This is a genomic window from Streptomyces sp. NPDC001401, assembly GCF_042895385.1.
Lineage (GTDB): Bacteria > Actinomycetota > Actinomycetes > Streptomycetales > Streptomycetaceae > Streptomyces.
In genome coordinates, this window is sequence record NZ_JBIAWI010000022.1 from 109,509 (window position 1) to 134,515 (window position 25,007).

At 73.1% G+C, this 25,007-nt stretch carries 11 protein-coding genes; 3 read left to right on the top strand and 8 right to left on the bottom strand.

Translation table 11 applies throughout. From position 1 onward, the window contains the following. Positions 1–2: 2 nt before the first annotated feature. The 5 genes from ACFY10_RS46545 to ACFY10_RS46565 form a co-directional block, all read right to left on the bottom strand. Complete coding sequence (locus ACFY10_RS46545) at positions 3–14,198, bottom strand: SDR family NAD(P)-dependent oxidoreductase (protein ID WP_390671446.1); 14,196 nt, start codon at positions 14,196–14,198, stop codon at positions 3–5. Between the two features lie 157 nt (positions 14,199–14,355). Next, entirely contained in the window at positions 14,356–16,086 is a 1,731-nt protein-coding gene (locus ACFY10_RS46550; protein ID WP_390671447.1) for a fatty acyl-AMP ligase, read from the bottom strand. Positions 16,087–16,380: 294 nt separating this feature from the next. Continuing rightward, complete coding sequence (locus tag ACFY10_RS46555; protein WP_390671448.1) at positions 16,381–16,821, bottom strand: Lrp/AsnC family transcriptional regulator; 441 nt, start codon at positions 16,819–16,821, stop codon at positions 16,381–16,383. Between the two features lie 50 nt (positions 16,822–16,871). Further along, positions 16,872–18,221, bottom strand: a complete 1,350-nt coding sequence (locus ACFY10_RS46560) for a transaminase (protein ID WP_390671449.1) — start codon at positions 18,219–18,221, stop codon at positions 16,872–16,874. A gap of 129 nt (positions 18,222–18,350) precedes the next feature. After that, the gene (locus ACFY10_RS46565) at positions 18,351–18,569 is read right to left on the bottom strand and encodes a hypothetical protein (protein WP_390671450.1); all 219 of its coding nucleotides are present in this window, start codon (positions 18,567–18,569) and stop codon (positions 18,351–18,353) included. 339 nt (positions 18,570–18,908) lie between these two features. Here ACFY10_RS46565 and ACFY10_RS46570 point away from each other — a divergent pair, with 339 nt between their 5' ends. Continuing rightward, positions 18,909–20,150 (top strand): cytochrome P450, encoded by a 1,242-nt coding sequence (locus tag ACFY10_RS46570; RefSeq protein ID WP_390671451.1) that lies wholly within the window; start codon positions 18,909–18,911, stop codon positions 20,148–20,150. 119 nt (positions 20,151–20,269) lie between these two features. Here ACFY10_RS46570 and ACFY10_RS46575 read toward each other — a convergent pair whose 3' ends face one another. The 3 genes from ACFY10_RS46575 to ACFY10_RS46585 form a co-directional block, all read right to left on the bottom strand. Next, complete coding sequence (locus tag ACFY10_RS46575) at positions 20,270–21,805, bottom strand: helix-turn-helix domain-containing protein (protein WP_390671452.1); 1,536 nt, start codon at positions 21,803–21,805, stop codon at positions 20,270–20,272. Between the two features lie 114 nt (positions 21,806–21,919). Continuing rightward, complete coding sequence (locus tag ACFY10_RS46580) at positions 21,920–23,104, bottom strand: GDSL-type esterase/lipase family protein (protein WP_390671453.1); 1,185 nt, start codon at positions 23,102–23,104, stop codon at positions 21,920–21,922. A 16-nt stretch (positions 23,105–23,120) separates the two neighbouring features. Further along, positions 23,121–23,699: a TetR/AcrR family transcriptional regulator gene (locus ACFY10_RS46585; RefSeq protein ID WP_390671454.1), complete on the bottom strand. Its 579-nt coding sequence runs from the start codon at positions 23,697–23,699 to the stop codon at positions 23,121–23,123. A 69-nt stretch (positions 23,700–23,768) separates the two neighbouring features. Between ACFY10_RS46585 and ACFY10_RS46590 the strand changes: the two genes are divergently transcribed. Next, positions 23,769–24,266, top strand: coding sequence for an FBP domain-containing protein (locus tag ACFY10_RS46590; protein ID WP_390671455.1), 498 nt, complete (start codon positions 23,769–23,771; stop codon positions 24,264–24,266). Between the two features lie 9 nt (positions 24,267–24,275). After that, positions 24,276–24,896 (top strand): L-threonylcarbamoyladenylate synthase, encoded by a 621-nt coding sequence (locus ACFY10_RS46595; protein ID WP_390671456.1) that lies wholly within the window; start codon positions 24,276–24,278, stop codon positions 24,894–24,896. Positions 24,897–25,007: the final 111 nt, after the last annotated feature.

The window sequence follows — 25,007 nt, forward strand, 5'->3', positions numbered from 1 at the left end:
CGTCACTGCTGCCAGGAGCGGAACGCCCGCAGGTGTTCCGGGGTGACCACGCACTCCAGGTGCTCGTCGTCCTGTTCTCCCCCGCCCAGGGCGGCCAGCAGTCGGCGGGCCGGTACGTTGCGCTCGGTGCGCTGCGCGGTCAGCCCGACCTTGGTGCAGCCCAGCTCCTCGGCGCGGTCGGCGAGCCACTGCAGCAGGCGTTCCTCGACGCCCCGGCCGAGTGCGCGGCAGCTCATCAGCCAGGCCGGTACGTCGAGTCGGTCGCCGTCTGCGCGCAGGGCGAGGACGGCGATCTGGCCGTAGTCGCCGAAGCGGTCCCGGGCCGCGGCCGTCCACACTTCGCCGTGCTCGCGCCAGCGGGCGACGTCGAGGCCGTCGTCGGAGCGCGGGTGGAGGGTGAACTGGTTGGTACGGCGCACCAGTTGCTCGGCCCGTGGGACGTCGGTGGCGGTCAGGGCCCGGATGTCGACCTGCAGTTCCAGCCCGTCCAGGAACTCCTCGAAGCCGGCCTGCTCGCGGGCGGTGTCCCGTTCCCGTTCCTGTTCGTAGAACCGGGCGCGCAGCGCGTCCTCGGACGTCGCCGCGGCAGGCACCAGCGGCCACAACCGGCCCAGGAACGCCTCGAGTTCGGGCGTCGGCGGGCAGGTGACCGAGAGGACCTGCGGCAGTGTCGAGCGGACCTTGGCGATCTCGGCGGGGTTGTCGTCGAGGAACAGGAAGCTGTCCAGGCCGAGGTTGAGGGTGCGCGCCGCCTCGGCGAGGCGGCCCGGCTTGGGGCCCCAGGCGGCGGAGAGGACAGCGAAGTGTTCCGGCTTCAGCAGGCTGTCCGGGCGGTCCAGGACCGCTCGTACCGTGTCCTCGTCGTTGTTGCTGACCAGCACCAGCAGGACGCCGGCCGCACGCCACTCGAGCAGCCTGCGTGCCAGCAGGGCCCGGGGACCGGTCAGGTCCACCGTCCCGGGGCCGATCTCCCCGGCCACCCCGGCCCACAGTGTCTCGTCGCCGTCGACGGCGATCACCTTCGGCGCGGGGCGGCGCACGGCCTGCACGACTTCGGCGAGGCGTAGGGCGATCGCCGCCTGGAAGTGGGGGGTGAAGGGGAGGTGGGCCAGGCGCTCGGTGCGCTCGTCGAAGAGTTCCTCGACGGGGTGGCGGCCGGTCCAGTCGTCGGGGCCCAGTACCGCGGTTGCGGGCAACTCGGCGAGCTCGGCGGCCAGTTCGTGCTCCCAGCGGCGCAGGCGGTCCGGGGTGTGTGCGGCGGGCAGGAAGCCGACGACCAGCGGTTTGCGGGTGCGTTCGGCCAGGGCGCGCAGTGCGGCGGGGTAGGCGGTGCGCAGTTCGGCGAGCAGCGCGTCGTCCACCGGCCCGAACCGCTCCAGGTCCACCGCCCGCAGCAGCACCACGCCCACTGCCGTGGCCGGGTCGGCGAAGACGCCGGACGGGTCGCGCAGACCGGCCAGCACGTGGTGGTACGGGGCTTCCGCGATGGTCGTCGCGGTGCCGGCCGGTGCCCCGTCGTTGAGGGCCGCCTCGCACATCAGGGGCAGGTTGCCGAGGGCGAAGGTTGCGGCGAGGGCGAGTGCGGGGCGCGGGGCGGCCGGCGGTTCGGCTGCCGTGGTGAACTCCTCGCCGGGGACCGGCAGTTCGGCGGCCGGCGTGGCACGAACCGTTCGCGAGGCGTCCTCGGCCGTCTCCGCGAGCAGCCGCAGCAGCTCCTCACCCAGCCCGGTGGCCGTGGCGGTGTCCAGGATGTCGAGGTTGTGGTCGAGCCGGATGCGGCCCGCCTCCGGTGTCACGGTGATCATGAGGTCGAGGTCGGAGTGGCCCGTCCCCACCGGCAGCACGTCCAGGCCGTTGAGGCTGCCCGCGGCACGGACGTAGTTGAAGTACACCTCAACCAGGGGCGCGTCGGCCCGGTACAGGCCCTGCTTGGCCAGCACCGGAAGGACGTCCGAGAACATCGCGCCCTTGGTGAGGATCTTCTCCAGGCGGCTGTCGGTGCGGCGCAGTACCTCTTCGATGCGCTCCTGCGCCCTCGCCTCGGCCGGGAAGGGCACCGGTACGCCGAAGAAGCCCACCGCGTCGTACGCGTCGGCGTGGATGCGGGTGTCGACCGGCACGGCGAGGACGAAGCGTTCCCGCTCCCGCAGCCTGGCCAGCAGCACGGTCAGGGTGCCCAGGCAGAACGCGGCGGGTGTGACGGCGAGGCTGCTCGCGGCCGCCGACACCCGTTCCATGAGGCCGTCGGGGATCGCCACGCTCACGCTGCCGGCACGGTACGAGCGTGCGGCCGGACGGGGGTGGGTGAGCGTGAGGTCGAGGCGCTCACTGCCGTGGAAGGCCTCGCGCCACTCGGCCGCACCGGTTCCGGGTCCCTCCCCCGGCTGCTGGGCCTCGATCAGGAGGTCCAGGTCGCGGTTGGTGACCGCATCGGGGAGGGAGGTGCCGGACAGTTCGGTGTCGATCTCGGCGGCCACCAGCAGCAGGGACTGCAGGTCGCTGACCGCATGGTGGGCGCCGTAGAGCAGGATCTGGCCGCGCTCACCGCCGTCGAGGAGTTCGAACCGCCACAGCGGGGGCTGCGCGAGGTCGAAGGGCGGCTCGAGCAGGTGGCGCAGCCCGTCGGCGGCGTCGAGTTCTTCGGCTGCGGGGACGGGCGTCCAGCGCAGCAGCGGCTGTGCGGGCTCCCGCTCCACCCGCAGCTGCCTGCCTGTCTGGGTGCCGGTGACGATCGCGGTACGCAGGGCCGCGTGCCGGGCGGCCAGGCGGGTGAGGATGCCGGTGAGCGCGGCACGGCTGGTCGGGGTGGTGAGCCGTACCGCGAGGCCGACGGCGTGGGCCGCGGCCGGCATGCCGGGCCGGGCGCTGCGCAGCAGGCGTACGACGTCGCGGGTTGCCGGGCGCTGTTCGCTCTCGGAGGCCTCGGCGGCCGCTTCGGTCTCTCGCGCTACTGTGCCGCGTTCGGGCAGGGCTGTGGCCAGGGCTGCTGCGAGGCTTCGGATGTCGGTGGCCGAGAAGAGTGCGGCGGACGGGAGTTCGGCGCCCAGCTCGCGGGCGAAGGCGTTGCGCAGCCGCACGAGCATGAGGGAGTCCAGGCCCAGTTCCTTCAGGGCCGTGGTCGCGGACGCGTCGACGGTGCCGCCGGAGACCTGGCCGACCCTGGCGCGTACGTACGCCTCGAGCCGCCCGGTCCGCTGTTCGTCGGTCGTCGCCGTGAACACCTGCTTGACCAGGTCGTCGGAGCCGCCGGTGCCCGTCGGGACGGTGGCCAGGTCGGCCAGGAGGGGGCGGGTGCGTGCGGCGTCGGGGTCGAGGGCGAGCAGCTCCCAGTCGAGGGCGAGGGGGGCGAGTTGGCGGCGTTCGGTGGCAAGGACACGGTCGAACAGTTCGCCGCCCTCGGCGGGAGTGAAGGCGACGAGGCCCGACCGGCTGGTTTCTGCGGCCCGGATGGCGTCGTCGGCGACCATGCCGACGCCCGTCCACGCGCCCCAGTCCAGGCTCAGCGCCCGCCTGTCGGCGAGGCTGAGGTGGTGGGCCCAGGCGTCGAGGAAGGCGTTCGCCGCCGAGTAGGGGCTCTGGCCGGCCGAGCCGAGCAGGCCGGCCGCCGAGGCGAACAGGACGAGGTTGTCGGCCTCGGGGACGAGTTCGGTGAGCAGGGTGGTGCCCAGCACCTTGGGGGCCAGGACGTTCAGGACGCGTTCGTCCGTCAGGTTCGCCACCGTGGCGTCGTCCAGGACGCCGGCGGTGTGGACGATCGTGGTGATCGGTCCTGCCTCCCGTCGTACGGCGTCCAGGGCGGCCGTCAGGCTGTCGCGGTCGGCCACGTCGGCGCGGGCGACGTGCACGGTGACGCCGCGCTCCTCCAGGCCCTTGATCCAGGCCGCCGCCTGGGGGTCCGGGGCGCTGCGGCCCAGCAGGGCCAGCTGCCGGGCGCCGCGCCGTGTCAGCCGCTCGGCGACGACGCGGCCGAGGCCGCCCAGACCGCCGGTGATCAGGTGGACGCCGTCCGCGGCGGTGCCGCGGCGGGCGCCGTCGTCCGGGCGGGTGCGGGCCAGACGCGGCACCATGCGGCCCGCTCCGCGCAACGCGACGAGCCGTTCGTCGTCGGCGCGGTGCAGTTGCGTCCACAGGGCGTCGATGCCGTCCGTGGGCGGCAGGTCGATGAGGGTGGTCCTCAGCTCCGGGTGCTCCTGGGCGAGGGCGAGTCCGAAGCCCCAGGCCAGGGCCTGTTCGGGGCGGGTCACCTGCGTGCTGTCGCCGGCGGCCTGGCTGCCCCGGACGACCGTGAACAGGCGGGGGGCCGGACCCTGCGCCCGCTCGGCGAGCGTCCGCACCAGGTGCAGGGTGCTCAGGCAGCACAGCCGCGCCGCCTCCTGGGCGGTGTGCGGATCGCCGATCGCCGGAGCGTCGAGCGGGGACAGCTGGACGATGCGCTCGGGCGCGGCGTCCGCGAAGGCGTCGTCGAACAGGCGGGTCAGGTGCTGCGGATCGGCCGGGTTCAGCAGGTAGCGGCCGGGGCCCTGGACATCGTATGTCTCGCCCCTGCAGGCGATCACATGCCCCACCGAAGCGGCGTCGAGTCGGTCGGCGAGCTCGGCGGCGACGCCCGTCTCGTCCGCCAGGATCAGCCAACTGCCCTGAGCGGGGGCCTGTTTGGCGGGCGGGCGCGGCTGCCAGCGGGTCTCGAACAGCGCGCCGTCCAGCGGGGAGAGCGCGGCGAGCTCCAACTCCTCGACGGCGAGGACGAGTTGCTCGTGTTCGTCGTACAGCCGCAGGTCGAGGCTGGCCCTGTCGCCGTCCACGGAGTGCAGTCGGCACGTCGTCCAGACGGGCGTCGTCCCGCGTCCGGTGAAGTGCAGCCGTCCGGCTCCGGCGGGTACGAAGGCCCGGCCCTCGGGCGCGTCGTGCGGCAGGGCGGCCGTATGGAAGGCGGCGTCGAGGAGGGCCGGGTGCAGCAGATGACCGGCGGCGGGCCTCGGGGCAAGCCTTCCGCACGCGGCCGAGTCCGCGAATCGGCCTTGCTCCAGACCGCGGAAGGCCGGGCCGTATTCGATGCCGAGGGCGGCGAGTCGGGTGTAGACGGCGGGCATGTCGGCCTCCCGGCCGCACTGTTCGCGCAGGAGGGCCGGCGATGGGCCCGCGTCCGGCGCGGGGGCGCCGCTCGCGGGGGTGACGCGCCCGGTGACATGCCGCTCCCAGCGCGCGGAGGCCGCGGCCGAGGCGATGGTGAAGTGACGCGAGCCGTCCTCGGCAGGCCGCAGGACCAGTTGCAGCCGCACCGGCCGCTGCGCGTCCAGCCGCAGCGGCCGGTCGAACCGGACGTCGGCCAGTGCCACTTGGCCGCCGCCCTGCACGGCGGATGCGGCCTCGATCGCCATGTCCAGGAAGGCGGCGCCGGGCAGCCAGACCTCGCCGGTGACGCGGTGGTCGGTGAGATAGGCGAAGCGGCTGTCGCGCAGGTCGATCTCGGTCTGGAAGAGGTGGCGGTCCGCCTCGTCGCTGGCCTCGATGTGGGTGCCCAGCAGCGGCGAGGTGCCGCCCGTCGGGGCGGCCGGTGTGCGCCAGTGGCGTTCGCGGGCGAAGGCGTAGGTGGGCAGGTCGACGCGGCGGCCGGCTGGGAAGAGGACCGGCCAGTCGAGGGTGTGCCCCGCCGTGTACAACTCCCCCACCCTGCACAGCAGGTCGTCGAGACCGCCCTCTTCGCGGCGGAGCGAGGCGATGCTCACGGCGTCGATGCCGGCTTCGGCGGCGACCGCCTCGATCGAGGAGCCGAGCGAGGGGTGCGGGCTGAGCTCCACGAAGTACCGGTATCCGTCGTCCAGCATCCGCCGGATCGTGTCGCCGAAGCGGACCGGCTCACTGAGGTTGCGGTACCAGTACCCGGCATCCAGCCGGTCTCCCGGCACGGGCTCCGCGGACACGGTCGAGTACAGGGGGGTCGCGGCCGGCTCGCCGCGGACGGTGCGGATGCGGTCGAGCAGTTCGTCGCGCAGCGGTGCCATGAAGGGGGTGTGCGAGGCGAACGGGGTGGACAGCCGCCGGGCGGGGATCTGCTGCTCCTGGCATCGCCGGAGCAGGTCGGTCAGCGCGTCCGCGTCGCCGGAGACGGCCGTGGACTGCCCGCTGTTGACCGCCGCGACGAACAGCCGCCCCGCATAGGGCTCCAGTAGTTCTTCCGCCCGGGTGTGCGGGAGCTCCAGGGCGAGCATGCCGCCCCTGCCCACCAGCGGGACGACCGCCTGGGCACGGCCGCACACCACCGCCACGGCGTCTTCCAGCGTCAGGGCGCCCGCGCTGTATGCGGCGGTGATCTCGCCCAGGCTGTGTCCGACCACGGCGTCCGGTGCGACGCCCAGTGCGCGCCAGGCGGCGGCCAGCGCCGCGTTGACGGCGAACAGGGTCGGCTGCAGATACTCGGTCCGGCCCAGCGGGGCGATGTCCTCCGGGGCGCGCAGGACGTCGAGGACCGACCAGCCCGTGTGCCGGCGGACCGCCTCGTCCACGCGGATCAGCTCCTGGCGGAAGGGCTCGGAGCCGGTCATCAACTGCACGCCCATGCCGGGCCATTGGCCGCCGTGCCCGGCGAACACGAAGGCCGTCTTGCCGGACGGCTCTTCGCGGGGCGCCGCCAGGTGCCTTCGCCCGCTGGCCAACTCGTCGAGTTCTGAGAGCAGTTCGTCGCGGTCGCCCGCGACCAGCGCCGCACGGTGCTCGAAGTGGCTGCGGTGCCGCGCCAGGGTGTGGGCCACGTCCGGCAGTGCTGCGTCGCCCTTCAGGTGGTCGGCGAGCCGTGCGGCCTGCCCGCGCATCGCTTCCTCGGTGCGCGCGGACAGCACGAACAGCCGCTTCAGCGGCGCGGGTTCGTCCTGCGCGGCAGGCGTGTCGACGGGCGGAGCCTCCTCCACGATCACGTGTGCGTTGGTTCCGCTGATGCCGAAGGCGCTCACTCCGGCACGCCGAAGCCGCTCGCCGGCCGGCCAGGCCACCTCCTGCCGCAGCACGTGCAGCCCGCTGTCGGCCCACTCCACGTGGCGGCTGGGGGTGTCGGCATGCAGCGTGCGCGGCAGCATCCCGTGCCGCAGCGACTGGATCACCTTGATCAGTCCGGCCACGCCCGAAGCCGCCTGCGCATGGCCGATGTTGGACTTGAGCGAGCCCAGGTACAGCGGCCGGCCGGCGGGGCGCGAGGCGCCGAAGACCTCCGCGAGGGCGTTCGCCTCGATCGGGTCGCCGAGTGTGGTGCCGGTGCCGTGTGCCTCCACGTAGTCGATGTCGGCCGGGCCGAGTCCGGACTGCTCCAACGCCCGCCGGATCACCTGTTCCTGCGCGGGACCGTTCGGCGCGGACAGCCCCTGGCTGCGGCCGTCCTGGTTCACGGCGGTGCCGCGCAGCACGGCCAGTACCTCGTCCCCGTCGCGGCGGGCATCGCTCAGCCGCTTCAGTACGACCATGCCCGCGCCCTCGGCCCAGACCGCGCCGTCGGCGGCGTCCGAGAAGGAGCGGCACCGGCCGGTCGGGGACAGGCCGCGCAGGCGGCTGAACTCCACGAAGGTCTGCGGGGTGACCATGAGCGTCGCCCCGCCCGCCAGGGCCAGGTCGCACTCGCCGGCGCGCAGCGCCTGCGCCGCCAGGTGCACCGCCACCAGGGAGGACGAGCAGGCCGTGTCCACCGTCAGGGCAGGGCCGTTCAGCCCGAGCGTGTAGGCGAGCCGGCCCGAGGCCACGCTCAGGGCCGAGCCGGTGCCGACGTAGCCGTCCAGCTCATCGAGCCTCGACCCGGCGAGATAGTCGCCGGCGAACATGCCGACGTACACGCCGGTGGTGCTGCCCGCCAGTTCGGCGGGCACGATCCCGGCGCGTTCCACGGACTCCCAGGCCGTCTCCAGCAGCAGCCGCTGCTGCGGGTCCATGGCCGCGGCCTCCTTCGGTGTGATGCCGAAGAACGCCGCGTCGAAGGCGTCGATGTCGTCGAGGAAGCCGCCTTCGCGGGCATACGACTTGCCCGGCGCCTCCGGGTCGGGGTCGTAGAGCGACTCCACGTCCCAGCGCCCCGCGGGGAACGGGCCCACCGCGTCGCGGCCCTCCGCCACCAGCCGCCACAGCTCCTGCGGGGAGTCGACTGCGCCCGGCAGGCGGCAGGCCGTGGCGATGACGGCCACGGGCTCGTCGGACGCGGGCGCAGCCGTGCGGGCCTGCTGCGTGTCCGGAGCGGTCCGGCGGAGCTTGCCGCCGCCCGGTGCGAGCGCGGTGGCGAGCAGGTGATCGGCGAGGCGGGCGGGGGTGGGGTGGTCGAAGAGCAGGGTGGCGGGCAGCCGGGCGCCGATGCGGGTGCCGAGGCGGTTGCGCAGGTCGACGGCCGTCACCGAGTCCATGCCCAGGTCGCGCAGCGGCTGATCCGGGCGGACTGATTGGGCCGAGGGCAGGCCCAGGGCGTGGGAGGCCTCCTCGCACACCAGCTCCAGGACCCGCGCGGCGCGTTCGGTCTCGGTCAGCCGGGCCAGCCGGTCCGCGAGGCTGCGGGCGGCCTGCCGGTCGGGGCGGGGTGAGGACAGCAGGGAGCTCCACAGTGCGCCGGTGGCTGCCGCGCTCTCGCGCAGGCGGGGCAGGTCCAGCTGCCAGGCGAGCAGGTGCGGGGTGCCGCGGCGCAGGGAGAGTTCCACGAGGGCGCGGCCCTGCTCGGGGGTGAGGGCGCGATGGCCGAGGCGGGCCATGCGCTCCAGGTCGGCGTGTTCGGCGGCAAGTCCCTCGCCGGCCCAGGCGCCGAAGGAGATCGAGGCGGCGGGCAGGCCCAGCGCCCTGCGGTGGTGGGCCAGTTGGTCGAGGTAGACGTTGGCGGCCGCGTAGTTGGCCTGACCGGGGTTGCCGACGATGCCTGCGGCCGACGAGATCAGCAGGAACAGCTCCAGCGGCAGCCCGGCGGTCAGCCGGTGCAGGTGGGCGGCGCCGTCGACCTTGGGGCGCAGCACCTGCGCGAGGCGTTCGGGAGTCAGCTCGGCGATCACGCCGTCGGCCAGGACTCCGGCGCAGTGCACCACACCGCGCAGCGGCAACGCGTCGCCGACGCCGGCGAGCACACCGGCCAGGGCGGTCGCGTCCGCGACGTCGCAGGCGGCCACCTCGGCCTCGGTACCGAGTGCGGCCAGCTCCGCGACGGCCTCGGCGGCCCGCGGGTCGCCCTTTCCCTGGCGAGACGTCAGCAGCAGCCGAGGAACGCCTTGTTCTGCCAGCAGGCGGGCGATCTGCCGGCCGACCGCGCCCAGGCCGCCGGTGATGAGCACCGTGCCGTCGGTGGGCACCAGGGCGGGGCGGCCGGCGAGGTCCAGGACGACGGGGCGGCCGGACGCCGTCCGGCGGCGTACCGCCTCCCGCGCGGCGGTGACCGGGAAGACCTGTGGATGCAGGGGCTCTTCCACGGCCGCGTGCAGAGCCTCGGCCGGAGCTTCGCCGTCGGCCGTGAAAGACACGGCGGCCGCGATCGTGAACGGCAGGTCGTCCGGAAGCACCGCGACCAGCCGCGCGTCCGTGACCATCTCGGATCCGGGCGCGGCGCCGGCACGCACGACGACCCGCATGCCGCAGGCGAGGCCCTCGACCTCGGGGCCGATCTCGGTGAGCACACCGGAGCAGGGGATGCGCGTGGGGTGCAGGCCGACGGCGTGGACCTCGATCCGCACCTGGGCGGGGCCGAGCGTCGGACGCGCCGTCGCGCGCAGGCTGACGTCGGCCGGGAGGCCGGTCAGTTCGTAGCAGTCCCCGGCCGGGATCCGCAGCACGTCGGCCGGGCGGGCGCGCACCAGCCGTGGGGCGAGCAACCTGCCCTGCCGCAGGCCGAGTTCGGGCTCGTCGGCGTGCGCGACGGCGGCCGCCACCGCGGTCGCGGCATCGTCGCCGTCGAGGCCGAGGTCGAGGTCGAGCAGGGTCAGTGCGAGGTCCGGGTGCTCGCTGCGGGTGCTGCGGGCCAGGCCCCACAGGACCGACTGGGCCAGGCCGGGCACCGTGTCGCCGTCGCCGGCCGCCACCGCACCGCGGGTCACCCAGACGGTCCGCGCGGGCGCGCCGGAGGGCGCCAGGTCGATGAGTTCCTGCACCTCCGTAAGAGCCGCGGCCGCCAACTCGCCCGCCGCAGCGGCCGGTTCGGTGTCCGCCGCCGGGCTCGGCCAGAGCCGTACGACGACGTCGGCACCCGATTCGCACACCTCGACACCGGCTGCCGTGAGGCCCCCTACGATCGCCTCGACCTGCGGGTCCGAGCGGTCACCGATCACGGTCCAGGCCGCCCGCTCGCCCGCGGCCGGCGCTTCGGGCAGTTCCGTCCACGCCACTTCGTACAGATGCCGGGCGTGCTCCGAGCCCGCGCTCAGGTCCGCCGGGTCGGCGGCCCGCAGCCGTACGCCCTCCAGGCGGCCCGCCGGGACACCGTCCGCATCCCACAGCGTCACGTCCAGGACGAGGTCCGTCCCGGAGCCGCCGGTGCGCCGCACGAGCGCGGTCAGCTCGCTCGCCCCGCCCGGCGGGAGGACGCAGCGGCCCACCGCCACCGGCAGCAGCGCCTGCCCGGCGGACGTGTCGAACGCGGCGGCCGCCTGCAATGCGGCATCCAGCAGCGCCGGATGCACCGGATACGCCCCGGCCGCCTCCCCGGTCACGGGTGGCAGCGCGAGCCGCGCCAGCAGCTCGCCCTCGCCGGTCGCGGCCACCGACCGCACGCCCCGGAAGGCCGGGCCGTAGGCAAGCCCGAGCGCGGCCAGTCGCTCGTACGTCTCCTCGCTCCAGGCCTCCTCGGCCGCGTGCGGCCACACCGGTGGCGACACGCTCGCCCCGGGGCCCGGTCCGGCCGCCGACGCGGTGGCGTGCAGGGTCCAGCCCGCCGCCTCCTGGCCGCGCGGGCGGCTGTACACGGAGATCTCCACTGCGGGCGCGGCGGTGTCCACCTCGACCGACACCTCGACCGTGCCGGCGGCGGGCAGGGTCAGGGGCGCGAGCAGCAGCAGGTCGGCCAGGTCGTCGGGGGCGTCGGGGCGGGCGACGGCGAGCGCGGCGCGGCACAGCTCCATCAGGGTGGTGCCCGACACCACCGTCTGCCCGAACACGGTGTGGTCCGGCAGCCAGGCGGCGGTGGCCGGGGACCACTCGTTGCGGAAGGTCCAGCGGGATGCGTCGGCGGACTGCAGCTGGATGCCGAGGAACGGATGGGCGGCGCGGTCGAAGAGAGCGGGGCCGGCCGCGGCGGTCTCGGGCTCGGTCCAGTGGCGCTGTGCGTCCCAGGCGTACGTCGGCAGGTCGGCGGCCGCGGTGTCGGGAACGAGGCGTCGCCAGTCGATCGGGCGGCCCTGGACGTGGAGTTCGGCGGCCGCCCGGTCCAGGCAGGCGGACGCGGGTTCGTCGCGGCGCAGTGATCCGACGGCGACCAGGTCGTGGCCGTGGTCCTCGCCGACGGTGGTGACGGCGGTGAGCAGGGAGGGGTGGGGGCTCAGTTCGACGAAGCAGCGGTAGCCGTCGGCCGCCATGCGCTGCACGGTCGGCCCGAAGCGGACCGGTTCGCGCAGGTTGGTGTACCAGTAGCCGGCCTCGAGCTCTTCGGTGACCGGTTCGCCGGTGACTGTCGAGTACCAGGCGACGGGCGTCGGATACGTGGTGACGCCGTCGAGTTCGTCGAGGATCGTCGCGCGCACCGGGTCCACGTGGGCGCTGTGGGAGGCGTAGTCGACGTCGAGGCGGCGGGCGAAGACCTGGCGCCGGTCGAGGTCGGCGAGGAGGGTCTCGAGGGGTTCGACGTCGCCGGCGATCACCGTGGAGCGGCCGCTGTTCAGGGCGGCGACCGATACCCGGCCGTCCAGTTCGGCGAGGAGTGGTTCGACCTCGGTGTGCGGGAGGGCGACGACCGCCATGGTTCCGGTGCCGGACAGCCGGGTAAGGGCCTGGCTGCGCAGGGCGACCACGGCGGCGGCGTCGTTGAGGCTGAGCGCCCCGGCGACGCAGGCTGCGGCGACCTCGCCCTGGCTGTGGCCGATCACCGCGTCCGGCCGTATGCCGCGTGCCCGCCACACGGCGGCCAGGGACACCATCACGGCGAACAGGACCGGCTGGACGACATCCACCCGCTCCAGCGAGGGGGCGGCGGCATCGCCCCGCAGGACCGACGTGACCGACCAGGTGGTGAACGGGCGCAGGGCCGCGTCGCAGCGGTCGAGTTCGTCGGCGAACACCGGGTCGCTGTCGAGCAGATCGCGGGCCATGCCCGCCCACTGGGCGCCCTGGCCGGGGAAGACGAAGGCCAACTTCCCGGCGGGGAGCGCCTGTTGGGGGCCGACCGTCAGGTCCGGGTCCGGTTCTGCCGCGGCAAGTCCGCGCAGGGCGTCGAGCAGTTCGTCGCGACGGGCGGCCTGGACGACGGCCCGGTGCTCGAAGTGCGTGCGGTGGTGGGTGAGTGTCGACGCCACGGCGGACAGCGGCAGCTTCGGTTGCCGGTTGAGCGTCTGCCGGAGGAGTTCCGCCTGTCCGCGCAGGGCCTCGGGGCTGCGGGCGGAGAGCGGGAAGAGCATCTGCCCCGTGGGCGCTTCGGCGCCGGGCTGCGCCGGGTCCTGCGGTGTCTCCTCCAGGACCACGTGCGCGTTCGTCCCGCTGATGCCGAACGCGCTCACGCCGGCCCGCCGCACCCGTTCCCCGTCCCGGGGCCACGCCCGGGGGCCGGTGAGCACGCGCAGGCCGCTGTCCGCCCAGTCGACGTGCCCGGTCGGGGTCGCGGCGTGCAGGGAGGCGGGGAGCACGCCGTGCTGGAGCGCCAGCACGGTCTTGATGATGCCGCCGATGCCCGCCGCGGCCTGGGCGTGGCCGATGTTGGACTTGAGCGAGCCGATGTCGAGGGGCCGGTTCGCGGGGCGGTCCGGCCCGAAGACGGCGGCCAGCGCCCGGAGTTCGATGGGGTCGCCGAGGGGTGTGCCGGTGCCGTGGGTCTCGACGTGGTCCAGGTCGCCGGGGTGCAGTCCGGCCGCGTCCAGGGCTGCGCGCAGCACCCGCTCCTGCGCCGGGCCGTTCGGGGCGCTCAACCCCTGGCTGCGCCCGTCCTGGTTGATCGCGGAACCCTTGATCACGGCGAGGATGCGGTCGCCGTCGCGGCGCGCGTCCGCGAGCCGCTTGAGCAGCACCAGACCGCAGCCCTCGGCCCACACCACCCCGTCCGCCTCGGCGGAGAACGGACTGCACCGCCCGGACGGCGACAGCCCGCGCAGCCTGCTGAACTCGACATGCGCGCGCGGGGTCACCAGCAGCGACGCACCACCCGCCAACGCCAGGTCGCACTCGCCTCCCGCCAGTGCCCGCGCCGCCAGATGCAGGGCGACGAGCGAGGAGGAGCAGGCGGTGTCGACGGTGACCGCCGGGCCCTGCAGGCCGAGGGAGTAGGCGATGCGTCCGGAGGCCACGCTGGCGGCCGAGCCCGTGCCGACGTGGCCGTCGAGCTGCCCCAGCGAGGCCGAGGCGAGGTATCCGCTGTCGTACAGGCCGACGTAGACCCCGGTGGAGCTGCCGTTCAGCGTCCCCGGCACGATCCCGGCGCGCTCGATGGCCTCCCAGGCGGTCTGCAGCAGCAGCCGCTGCTGCGGGTCCATGGCCGCGGCCTCGCGCGGGGAGATCCCGAAGAAGGCCGCGTCGAAACGGTCGATGCCGGTCAGGTAGCCGCCGCGCAGCGAATACGCCGTGCCGGTGGCCTCCGGGTCGGGGTCGTGCAGTCCCCGGGTGTTCCAACGGCCCGGCGGCACTTCGGTGATGGCGTCCTCACCCGAGGCCAGCAGCCGCCACAGGGCCTCGGGGTCGTCGGCGCCGCCCGGGAAGCGGCAGGCCATGGAGATGATCGCAATGTCGTCGTCCGCCCGTGCGGACAGGTCGGAGCGCGCCGGGCCGGCTGTCCCTGTCGCGATGGGCGGGTCACCGAGCACCGCCTCGGCCAGCGCCGCGACGGTCGGGTGGTCGAAGACGAGCGACGGGCTCAGCGTCCGGCCGATCCGGTCGGACAGCTGCGCCGCCAGCATCACCAACTGGCGTGATCCCAGGCCGAATTCTGCGATCGGCCGGTGCGGGTCGACGCTCAGCGGGTCGAGCCCGGCCGCCTCGGCGACCGAGGACACCAGCCAGGCTCGCACGCTCTGCGGTGTGGTGAGGGACGGCTCGGCGGGCTGCTTCACGGACTCGTTCGCAGGCATGTGGGCAGGTGTCCTCGTGAACTCGGGCTCGGTGAGTTTTTCCGTACGCGCGATACGGCCGGCGTAGAGGCGTGACGGCGCGGTGGGCGACGTACAGCCGAACGGGCGGACGGCGTACGGGAGTTGTGCCGCAGGGCGGCGCAGACAGGCGGCGGTGTCAGCGCGCGGCGGGTGTGGTGACCACCGAGAGGGCGCCGGCCAGATGGGCCGTCCGGGTCGCCTGGCGCTGGATCTTCCCGCTGGACGTCTTGGGAATCGTGCCGGGATGGACCAGGACGACGTCACGCACGGACAGGCCATGAGCCTCGCCGAGCGCGCTGCGGATCAGGTCGATGATCTTCTCCGAGTCGCCGGAGGCGTCCGGGGCCACCTCGGCGACGAGGACGACCTGCTCTCCTTCGACTCCTTCGTCGACGGGGACGGAGAAGGCGGCGGTGCAGCCGGGGCGCAGGGCCGGGTGGCACATCTCGGCGGACAGTTCCAGGTCCTGCGGGTAGTGGTTGCGTCCGTCGATGACGATCAGGTCCTTGAGGCGGCCGGTGACGAAGAGTTCGCCGTCGCGCAGGAATCCGAGGTCGCCCGTGCGCAGGAAGCGGCCTTCGCGGCCGGTCAGGGTGGCGCGGAAGGTTTCGCGGGTGGCCAGGGTGTTGCGCCAGTAGCCCTTGGCGACGCTCGCGCCGCTCACCCAGATCTCGCCGACCTGGCCCTCGGGGAGTTCCGTGGCCTGTTCCGGGTCCGCGATCGTCACCGTGAGGCCGGGGCCGGGGCGCCCGCAGCCGACCGCGGCCGCATCCGCCTCGCCGGCGTGCGGGCCGAGGTCCGTGGCGGCGAGGAGCGTTGGCGGGGTGTCCACGGAGGCGCCGGTGACCATCAGTGTCGCCTCGGCGAGGCCGTAGCAGGGGTAGTGGGCCTCGCGGCGGAAGCCGGCCGGGGCGAAGGTCTCGGTGAAGCGGCGCAGAGTGGCGGCGCGTATCGGTTCGGCGCCGTTGAAGGCCACCTTCCACGAACTCAGGTCGAGGCCGTCGACGAGTTCGTCGGTGGCGTGCTTCAGGCTCAGTTCGTAGGCGAAGTTGGGGCCGCCGCTGGTGTGCGGGCGGTAGCGGCTGATGGCCTTCAGCCAGCGGTCGGGCTGCTGCAGGAAGTGCAGCGGGGAGAAGAGGGTGGTGGTGATGCCGAGGTGGACCGTGTTCAGAACCGGGCCGATGAGGCCCATGTCGTGGTACATGGGCAGCCAGCTGACGAAAAGTTCGCGGCCGTACTCCTCGATGACCTCCGGTGTGTGGCCCATCCGTTCGGTGATGATCCGCTCGTTGTCGAGCAGGTTGCCGTGGGTGACGGCCACGCCCTTGGGGGCGGAGGTGGAGCCGGAGGTGTACTGGAGGAAGGCGACCGAGTCGGGGGTGAGGTCGGGGGCGCGCCAGGCGTCGGCGGCCTCGTCGGGGATGTCCTCGGTGGCGACGCAGGTGATGTCGGCCAGTTCCGGCAGGTGCTCCGCCATGCCGGCCAGGGCAGCGATCACTTCACGGCCGCCGAGGATCGCCTTGGCGTCCGCGTCGGCCAGCAGGCGCTTCATCCGGGTCAGGGCGCGGTGGTTGTGTGCGCTGCCCTGCGGGGGCACGCCGGGAACGGCGACGACGCCGGCCGCGAGGCAGCCCAGGTATCCGCTGATGAACTCCAGGCCGGGCGGGTGCAGCAGCATGGCGCGAGAGCCGGTCAGCCCGCGCTCCTGCAGCCAGGCGGCGACGGCGTGGGAACGGCGAGCGAGCCCGGCGTAAGTGATCTCCTGGATCTCTCCGTCGCAGTCACCGGTGACGAGGTAGCGGTAGGCGGTCCGATCGGGCTGTTGCGTGGCGTGCTCGGTCAGTAAGTCGACCAGGGAACGAGCCATGGGAAGAGTCTCACCTGTCTGAATCGATGGGCAGGGAACTGGAGTTCGATGGCTGCGCGACATGGGTGCGCAGCAGCCGCTGCCGGTCCGGCCCCCTTGCCGGACCGGTCGACTCGACCAGTCGTCCGGGGAGCCGCGGTACGCCGGCTCCCCCTGCCCCGTGCAGCTTGCTACCGGTGAGTAGCACTGTAGCAACTCCCCCTGGCCTGTCGATCCAACCCCTGTAAACGCTGGGTATCAAACGGGAGTTGGGGCATGCGCGTTGCGCACGTCTCCAGGCGCCGCACCAGGCAATCAGCCGACGTCCCAGAGGAAGCGGTGCGTGTGGATGCCGAAGTACGGGAACGACTGGATCTGCCGGACCCCTTCGATCGGCCGTACGACGTCGTTGACGAAGTCCAGCAGCTCGCGCGGGCCCGCCGCGACCACCTCGGCGAACAGGTCGAAGCCGCCGGAGGTCAGCACCGAGTAGACGACCTCGGAGCGAGCGGCCAGTTCGTCGGCGACCGCGCGCGGGTCACCGTCGACACCGATGCCGAGCAGGGCCATGGCCTGTCCGCCCATGGACATCGGGTCGGTGACTCCGACGACCTGGACGGCCTTGGAGTCCATCAGCCGCTGCAGGCGCTGGCGGGCCGCCGACGCCGAGAGGCCGACCTTGGGGCCGAGGTCGGCATAGGCGATGCGACCGTCGGTCTGCAGTTCGCGCAGGATGGCCCGGTCGATGTCGTCCACGTGCGTCGTTCTCCTGTTCCCGCCGACCTGCCCGGTCCCGTCGGTGCTGCTCAGCCCGCCAGGGCGGCCAGGGCTGCGGCGAAGACCTCGGTGTGGGTGTCGACGTCCTGGTCGGTGGTGTCCGGGCACATGAGTGCCATGTTGTGGAACGGGGTCAGCAGGATGCCCCGGTTGGCCAGATAGAGGTGGAGGAAGTCCTCCAGTTCAGGGTCGCCGGCGGCCGCGGACTCGGTGCCGGTGCGGGGCGCCGGGGAGGCGAAGCGGTACTCGGTGCGGGCGCCGAGCCGACTGACCGACCAGGGCAGGGCGTGGGCGTCGATGGCCGCGCGTGCGCCCGCTTCGAAGCGTTCGGACAGTTTGGCCATGCGGGCGAACGCCTCGTCGGTCAGAACGTGTTCCAGCGTGGCGCGCATGGCGGCGACCGAGAGGGCGTTGCCGGCCAGGGTGCCACCGACACCGCCCATGTCGACCAGGTCGAGGTCGGCGCGGTCGAGGAGACGGTCCGCGAGCTCGGCGGACAGGCCGTAGGCGCCGGCCGGGATGCCGCCGCCGATCGCCTTGCCGATGGTGAGCAGATCGGGCTCCAGGTCCCAGGCGGCGGTGCAGCCGCCCGGCCCGGCGGAGAAGGTGTGGGTCTCGTCGTTGATGAGCAGGGTGCCGTGGCGGCGGGTCAGCTCACGGACGCCCCCGAGGTAGCCGGGTTCGGGCAGCACGATGCCGATGTTGGTGAGGGCGGGTTCCATCAGGACGGCGGCCACGTCGCCGTGGGCGAGTTCGCGCTCCAGCTGCTCCAGGTCGTTGAATTCCGCGACGCGGCTGGTCAGCGTGACGTCGCAGGGGGCGCCGACGTTTCCGGGGCGGGCCACTCCCCTGCCGTCCGGTCCGACGACGATGAGCGACTCGTCGACGCTGCCGTGGTAGCTGTAACTGTTCACCAGGATCTTGGAGCGGCCGGTGACGGCCCGGGCGAGCCGGATCGCCCACCGGTTGGCGTCGGTCGCCGTCAGCGAAAAGCTCCAGCGGGCCAGGCCGAAGCGGCGGGTCAGCTCGGCGCCGACCCACTCGGCGTCCTCGGTGGGCAGCATCGCAGTGGCACCGCCCAGGCCGGCGAACCGGCGCTGGACCGCGTCGGCCACGACCGCCGGGGAGTGACCGGCCATCGCTCCGGTGTCCCCGAGGCAGAAGTCGACGTACTCGTGCCCGTCGATGTCCGTGACACGGGCGCCGCGGGCGGTCGCCAGGTATCGGGGGAAGGCACCCGCCGTCTTGTTCATCCACGTCATCGGCACGCGCCCGAAGAGATGGTCGGCCCGCGCGTAGGCGTCCCTCGAACGCGGGCAGCGGTGCGCGGCCTGCTCCTTCTCGCGGGCGAGCAGGAGCTGCAAACGGGCGCGGTCCATGGAATCCCCGAACTCTGGGCACGACGGAACCCTTGGAGGCTACGACAGAAAACATTGCCGCATCAAGCATCGATAGCAGAATCACTTGTCTTGGCAGTCGTATCGCGCGCTGGCCGCTTGAGGGAGTGGCTAGCCTCGTCGGCCGTCGTCCGGGAGGGCGGCGAAGGAGACCCACTGCACTTCCGGTCGGTCCGGCACTTCGCGGCCTCGCGCCCGCCATTCGGCGACGAGCTGGGCGTAGATCGGCGGGAGGGAACCGGAGCCGGACCCATGGGTCGGCTCGGCGCGAGAATCGGGATCGGGCTGGCCTGCGAGCGGGCGACACGGCTCCAGTGCGGTTCGGTTCATGCCGGGGCAACGTGGGGGCGGCGGCGGTGATACGCGTGGCGGCCGGCGCTCACCTGGTCGGGTGAGCACACCCCCCGAATGGGCCAATCGATGATCCGACAACCATGCCGAGCGGCCGGCATCACCGGAAGGCACGGCGCCGACGGTGCGCGTCAACTCGCCTTTCCCGTACGGACATTCAGACACTTGGCGCAGAAGGAATCAAAGGTCGGGGATCAGGTGGCCGAGTTTCGCTCAACCGTGCGAGAGTGATCGGTGACGGTGTGTACTGTGCTGCGAGTGTCGGCCCCAGGGGCCGCGGACTGTGCCCTGCCCGGCTTCTGTTCTGGGAGATCCGTCGTGACCGTCACCGACCGCATCGACCGCTTTGTCATCGACCCGCTCGGCGCCGACATCCCCGGCGAGAGCGCCCGCCTGCGCGCCCTCGGGCCGATCGTGCCCGTCGAGCTGCCGGGCGGCATCCCCGCCTGGGCGCCCACCGGCTACGACACCCTCAAGGGCCTGATCCTCGACCCGCAGGTCAGCAGGGACCCCCGGCTGCACTGGAAGCTGTGGCCCGAGATCGATGAACACCCGTCCTGGGGCTGGATATTGGGCTGGGTGGGCGTGGTCAACATGCTCTCCACGTACGGCGGCGACCACGCGCGGCTGCGCAAGCTGGTGGCGCCGAGCTTCACGCACCGGCGTACCGAGAAGATGCGGGCGCGGGTGGAGGCGATCACCGCGGAGCTGCTCGACGGGCTGGCGGCGGCAGGCGCCGACGGCCGGGTGGTCGACGCCAAGGCGGCGCTCGCGCAGCCCCTGCCCATGCGGATCATCTGTGAACTGTTCGGAGTGCCGGACGAGTTGGTGGACGACACCCGCCGCCTGATCGCGGCCATCATGGACACCTCCGACCCGAGCCCACAGCACGCCGCGTTGGTGCAGCAGCAGATCCAGACGGTGCTGCCGGCACTGATCGCCCACCGCAGCGAGCAGCCCGGGGACGATCTGACCACCGAGCTGATCCGGGTACGGGACGAGGACGGCGACCGGCTCAGCGACGAGGAACTGCTGTACACGCTGCTGCTGGTGATCGGGGCCGGGTTCGAGACCACCGTCAACCTCATCGGCAACGCGGTCGTCGCGCTGCTCCGGCACCCCGAGCAGCTGGCCGCCGTACGGGCCGGGAAGATCGGCTGGGAGGCGGTCGTCGACGAGACGCTGCGGGTGCACCCGTCGATCGCCTCGCTGCCGCTGCGGTTCGCCGTCCGCGACATCGTGGTCGGCGACGTCACGATCCCGGCGGGTGACGCCATCGTCACGACGTATGCCGCCGCGGGGCTGGATCCCGCGCATTATGGGGCGGACGCGGACGCCTTCGACGCGGCGCGCGGGGCCGACGACCATCTGGCGTTCGGGATCGGCGTGCACCGGTGCATCGGCGCTCCGCTGGCCCGGGCGGAGGCGCTGACCGCGCTGCCGGCTCTGTTCGAGCGCTTCCCCGAGCTGCGGCTGGCCGTCGGCGGGGACGAGTTGCGGCAGGTGCCGTCGCTCATCGCGTTCGGCTGGCAGGAGGTGCCGGTGCGGCTGCACGCGTAGAACCGCAAGGGGGCCCGACCGGTCCCCCGTTCCGGTCGTGCCCCCGCGGTCCGTCGAACCTACGTCCAGGGCGGATCGGTTGTGAACCGCGTCGGTGCCCGCTGCGGTGTCCGCACGGCTCACTCGTGCACAGGTGAGTCCGGATGGTCCCGGTTCGCCCGGCGGAGATCGGGCTGGTCGAGGTCGCCGAGGGCCAGGTGGGCAAGGACGACTTCGTAGAGGTCGCTGCCGGCGGCGAGCAGCTGGCGTTCGAGGACGGGTTCCGCGCTGCGCACGTGCTCACGCACCGTCTGCGCATGGACGCCCAGGATCTGCGCGGCGCGTTCGGCGTTGCCGCCGGCGGCGATCCAGGTGCGCAGGGTACGGCGCAGATCGCGGGCGTCGGTGTCGAGGCGGGCGAGCAGGTCGCTCGCCCAGGTGCGCAGGGCAGGGCCGGCCAGCAGCTCGCCGAGCCGGGGATGGGGCGCCCCGGCGGGGCCGGTCTCGCGCGGCTGTGCCGACAGGCCGATCCAGGTGTTGAGCGCGAGGTGGACGACGGCGCGGGCGGTGAGATCGGAGAAGTCCGCGTGCAGCAGGGCCTCCACGCGCTCCATGCGGGCGCGGACGGTGTTGCGGCTGACGCCGAGCACCTTGGCGGCGTTCACGGCGGTGAACTCCAGGCCCAGCCGGGTGGTGGCGAGGAGTTCGGCGCGGGTGTGGTGCGCCAGGGTGTCGAGCGGGCGCAGCACTTGGGTCGTCCAGCCGTGCAGCTCGGCCGGGTCCATCAGGCGTTCGGGGTGGGTGCGTTCGGCGTATACGGCCTGCTTGTCGGGCCGGAAGCGGGCGACGGCCAGCGCGCTCACGGCCTGTCCGTAGGCGGTGGCCGTGCGGGCGAGGCTCTGCGGGGCGCTGCCGCCGAGGAAGGTGCCCGGCCGTCGGCCGATCAGGGAGCGCAGTTCCCCTGCGGACGCGTCACCGGGAGCGACCACGATGACGTGCGCATCGACGGCGGGACAGCGCACGACCAGCACCTGCTCCTCCGTCGCGCTGAGGCACTCCTCGGCGAGGCGGTCGCGGTCCTCGGCGCAGCCCTCGAGCACATAGACGCAGGCGGTGTCTGTGTCGAGCAGACCGGGCCACAGACCTGCGGCGACGCGGCGGGCAGAGACGGTGTCCTCGACCATCAGCAGTTGCAGGATCGCCAGGCGCAGATCGGAGGCGGCGCGTTGGAGACGGCGTCCGGCGGTGGTCGACTCGCGTGCCCTGAGCAGGAGTTCGACCACCTGGGCGGTGTGGGTCACGATGTCGGAGGTCCGGCGGTCGAAGGGGGCCGGGCGGGACACCGCCAGGACACCGGCCGCGGCGGGCTGCGGCTGCTCCACCCTGACGAGCCGCAGATGGCGTCCGGTGTCGTCCCAGGCCGCGGAGGCGATCCGGCCGGAGACGAGGTCCGCGGCAAGGTTCTCGTCCAGCGGTGTCGGTGTTCCGGCGAGGAGCCGGCCGGTGCCGTCCTGCAGACAGGCCGTCCCCTGCACGGCGTCGGCGAGCCAGGCGACGAGCCGGCGGATGTCCCGCCCCGTGGGCCGCAGGTGATCGAGCAGTTCCTGCGCCCACGTATCGCCGCCTCCGGCGTCCGTCACCTGTGCAGGGCGGGCCCCGTCCTTTCGGCCAGCCATGTCGGCCTTCTCCTCGTCCATCGCATCGACCTCGGCATTTCGGTCGGGGACGTTACCTCACGTGTGCCCGTTGGTTGAGTACCTACGGGTTGCGTGCGGCGGGGAGCGGACGTTTCAGCTGGTGCGGCCGGCGAAGACGCGGCCCGGGGTGAAGGCCAGTGCGGCGAAGCGTTCGCCGATGCGGAGGTGGGTGGCGGCGTCCGGGTGGAGCTCGTCGGGCAGCGGCAGTTCGGCGAAGTCGGCCTCGCCGTAGAGTTCGCGGCCGTCAAGGTAGTTCAGGTTCGGATCCTCGGCGGCCCGCTGGGCCACGATGCGGGCCAGCTCGTCCCGGATGACGCCGAGGGCCAGTTTCCCGCTCGCGCGTTCCGCGGGATCGCCCATGGCGTGGAACTGCAGTTGACCGCCGCTCAGGGAAGTCACGTCCAGGACGCTGGGTCCGGGCGTGTCCTCGTGCATCGGGCACAGGATGGGCGAGACGACCAGCAGCGGGGTCGTGGGGTGGCCCTCGCGGACGGTGTCGAGGAAGCCGTGGACCGCGGGGGTGAAGGCGCGCAGGCGCATCAGGTCGGTGTTGACCAGGTTGATGCCGATCTTGACGCTGATCAGGTCGGCGGGGGTGTCGCGCAGGGTGCGCGCGGTGAACGGGTCGAGCAGGGCGCTGCCGCCCAGACCCAGGTTGATCAGGTCGACGCCGCCCAGGGAGGCGGCGAGTGCGGGCCAGGTGGTGGTGGGGCTCGCCGCGTCGGAGCCGTGGCTGATCGAACTGCCGTGGTGCAGCCACACCTTGCGGCCGCTGGGCGGGGTGGGCGCCACGGGGGCGTCGGTGCGCAGGGCGACCAGCTCGGTGGTCTCGTTGTGCGGGAGCCAGATCTCGACGTCCTTGACCCCGTCGGGCAGGTCGGTGAAGCGGAGTGTGCCCACGGGGCCGGGCCGAAGTTCGGCCGTGCCGGCGATCATGTCGATGGTCATGGTGTTGCCGCCCGTGACACTCCCCCGGCCGGCCGGGCGGCCGTCGACGAGGAGGTCGTACACGCCGTCGGGACGGGGCGGGGCGCCGACGTAGACGCGCTTGGTGGGCAGGGTGTCGAGTTCGACGGCCGTCGCGCGCGTGCGGAAGGCCAGCCGTACGCCCGAGGGCTGGGACTCGGCGCTCGCCAGCTGCGGGTCGGTGCACTGGGCGCGGGCCCGGGCGGGCAGCCGGTGCGGCAGCACGCCGCGCTCGGTGCGCTCCACGTCGAGGGCGCCGCGCAGCAGGTCGGCGGTGACGGGCGTGGTGATCCAGTCGTGCTCGGTGGGCATGTCCTCAGCCTGTCGATCAAGTGGTGGGTGGGGCGGGCCAGTTGCGCAGCAGGGCGTCGAGGGCGTCCAGGATCCGCGTCCAGGTCTCCTGCGAGTCGGGGGCGCTGTGGCTGAAGCCGCCCGCCGTCTCCAGACTCGAGAAGCCGTGGAAGACGCTGCCCAGCAGCCGTACGGCGTGCGTCTCGTCCGGCTCCGTCAGGTCGTAGCCGCGCAGGATCGCGCGGGTCATCTGGGCGTGTCTGACGCCCGCGCTGGCGGCCGCGGTCTCGGGGTCCAGCCGCAGCCGGGCGGCGGCCGCGCGGCCGGGGTGGTCCCGGCCGTAGTCGCGGTAGGCGTCGGCGAAGGCGATCAGGGCGTCCTTGCCGGCGCGGCCCGCGAGGGCGTCGGCGGCCCGGTCGGCGAGCTCCTCCAGGGCGTACAGGGCGATCCGCGTCTTGAGGTCCTGGGAGCTCTTCACGTGCGAGTACAGGCTCGCGACCTTGACGTCGAACCGGCGGGCCAGCTCGGAGACGGTCACCTGGTCGAAGCCGACCTCGTCCGCCAGCTCGGCACCTGCCCGGACCACACGTTCCGTGGTCAGCCCTACGCGCGCCATGTCCGCCCTCCCTCTCGCCATGTCGATTATGCATTTGCCTAAAGTGTTTAGGCAAATTAGCGTGAGCTTATGGAACCGCTGACCGAGCAAGAGATCCGCGCCGCCTTCGTGAACTGCACCAAGGGCGAGGCGAAGCGCCTTTCCGTCCCGCGCGACCTGGCCGACCGCCCCTGGGACGACCTGGACTACCTCGGCTGGCGCGATCCCCAGGCCCCCGACCGCGCCTACCTGGTCACCGAGTGGAGCGACGGCCGGCCCAGGGCCGTCGCCCTGCGCAGCTCCGCCCCCGCCTTCGGGCAGACGCGGCGCAGCATGTGCACGATGTGCCTGACCACGCACTCCGGCGGCGTCTCCCTGATGGTCGCACCCAAGGCGGGCAAGGCCGGGCAGCAGGGCAACTCGGTGGGCGCCTACATATGCAGCGACCTCGCCTGTTCGCTGTACGTGCGGGGCAAACGGGACGCGGGCATCGGGGCGCGGCTGCACGAGACGATCACCCTGGAGGAGAAGATCCGGCGCACCGTGGCGAACGTCGCCGCGTTCGTCGCCAAGGTCAGCACGGCATAAGCTCGGCGGATGGCGAAGTACTTCGACGTGCACCCCGAAAACCCCCAGCCGCGCACCATCGCCCAGGTCGCCGACAGCATCCGTGCGGACGCGCTCATCGCGTATCCGACGGACTCCTGCTACGCGCTGGGCTGCCGGCTGGGCAGCCGCGACGGCATCGAGCGGATCCGGACCATCCGCCACCTGGACGACCGGCACCACTTCACCCTCGTCTGCCAGGACTTCTCGCAGCTCGGCCAGTTCGTACGGGTCGACAACGACGTGTTCCGCGCGATCAAGGCGTCGACGCCCGGCAGTTACACCTTCATCCTGCCGGCGACGAAGGAGGTGCCGCGCATGCTGCAGCACCCGAAGAAGAAGACGGTCGGCGTGCGCATCCCCGACCACGTCGTCACCCAGGCCCTGCTCACCGAGCTGGGCGAGCCGCTGCTGTCCAGCACGCTGCTCCTGCCCGACGAGGACGAGCCGATGACCCAGGGCTGGGAGATCAAGGACCGCCTCGACCACGTACTGGACGCGGTGGTCGACTCCGGGGACTGCGGGACCGAGCCGACGACGGTCATCGACTTCTCGGGCGGCGAGGCGGAGATCGTGCGGCGGGGCGCCGGGGACACCACAAGGTTCGAGTGAACTCGCAGGTCGTACGAGGAAGGGGGCGCCCCGGGCGACATGGGTGGCACGTGCAACGATGACCGTACCCGGCCCGTCGGGCCGCGGAGTTGGCCGTCGCCGAGCGCGCAG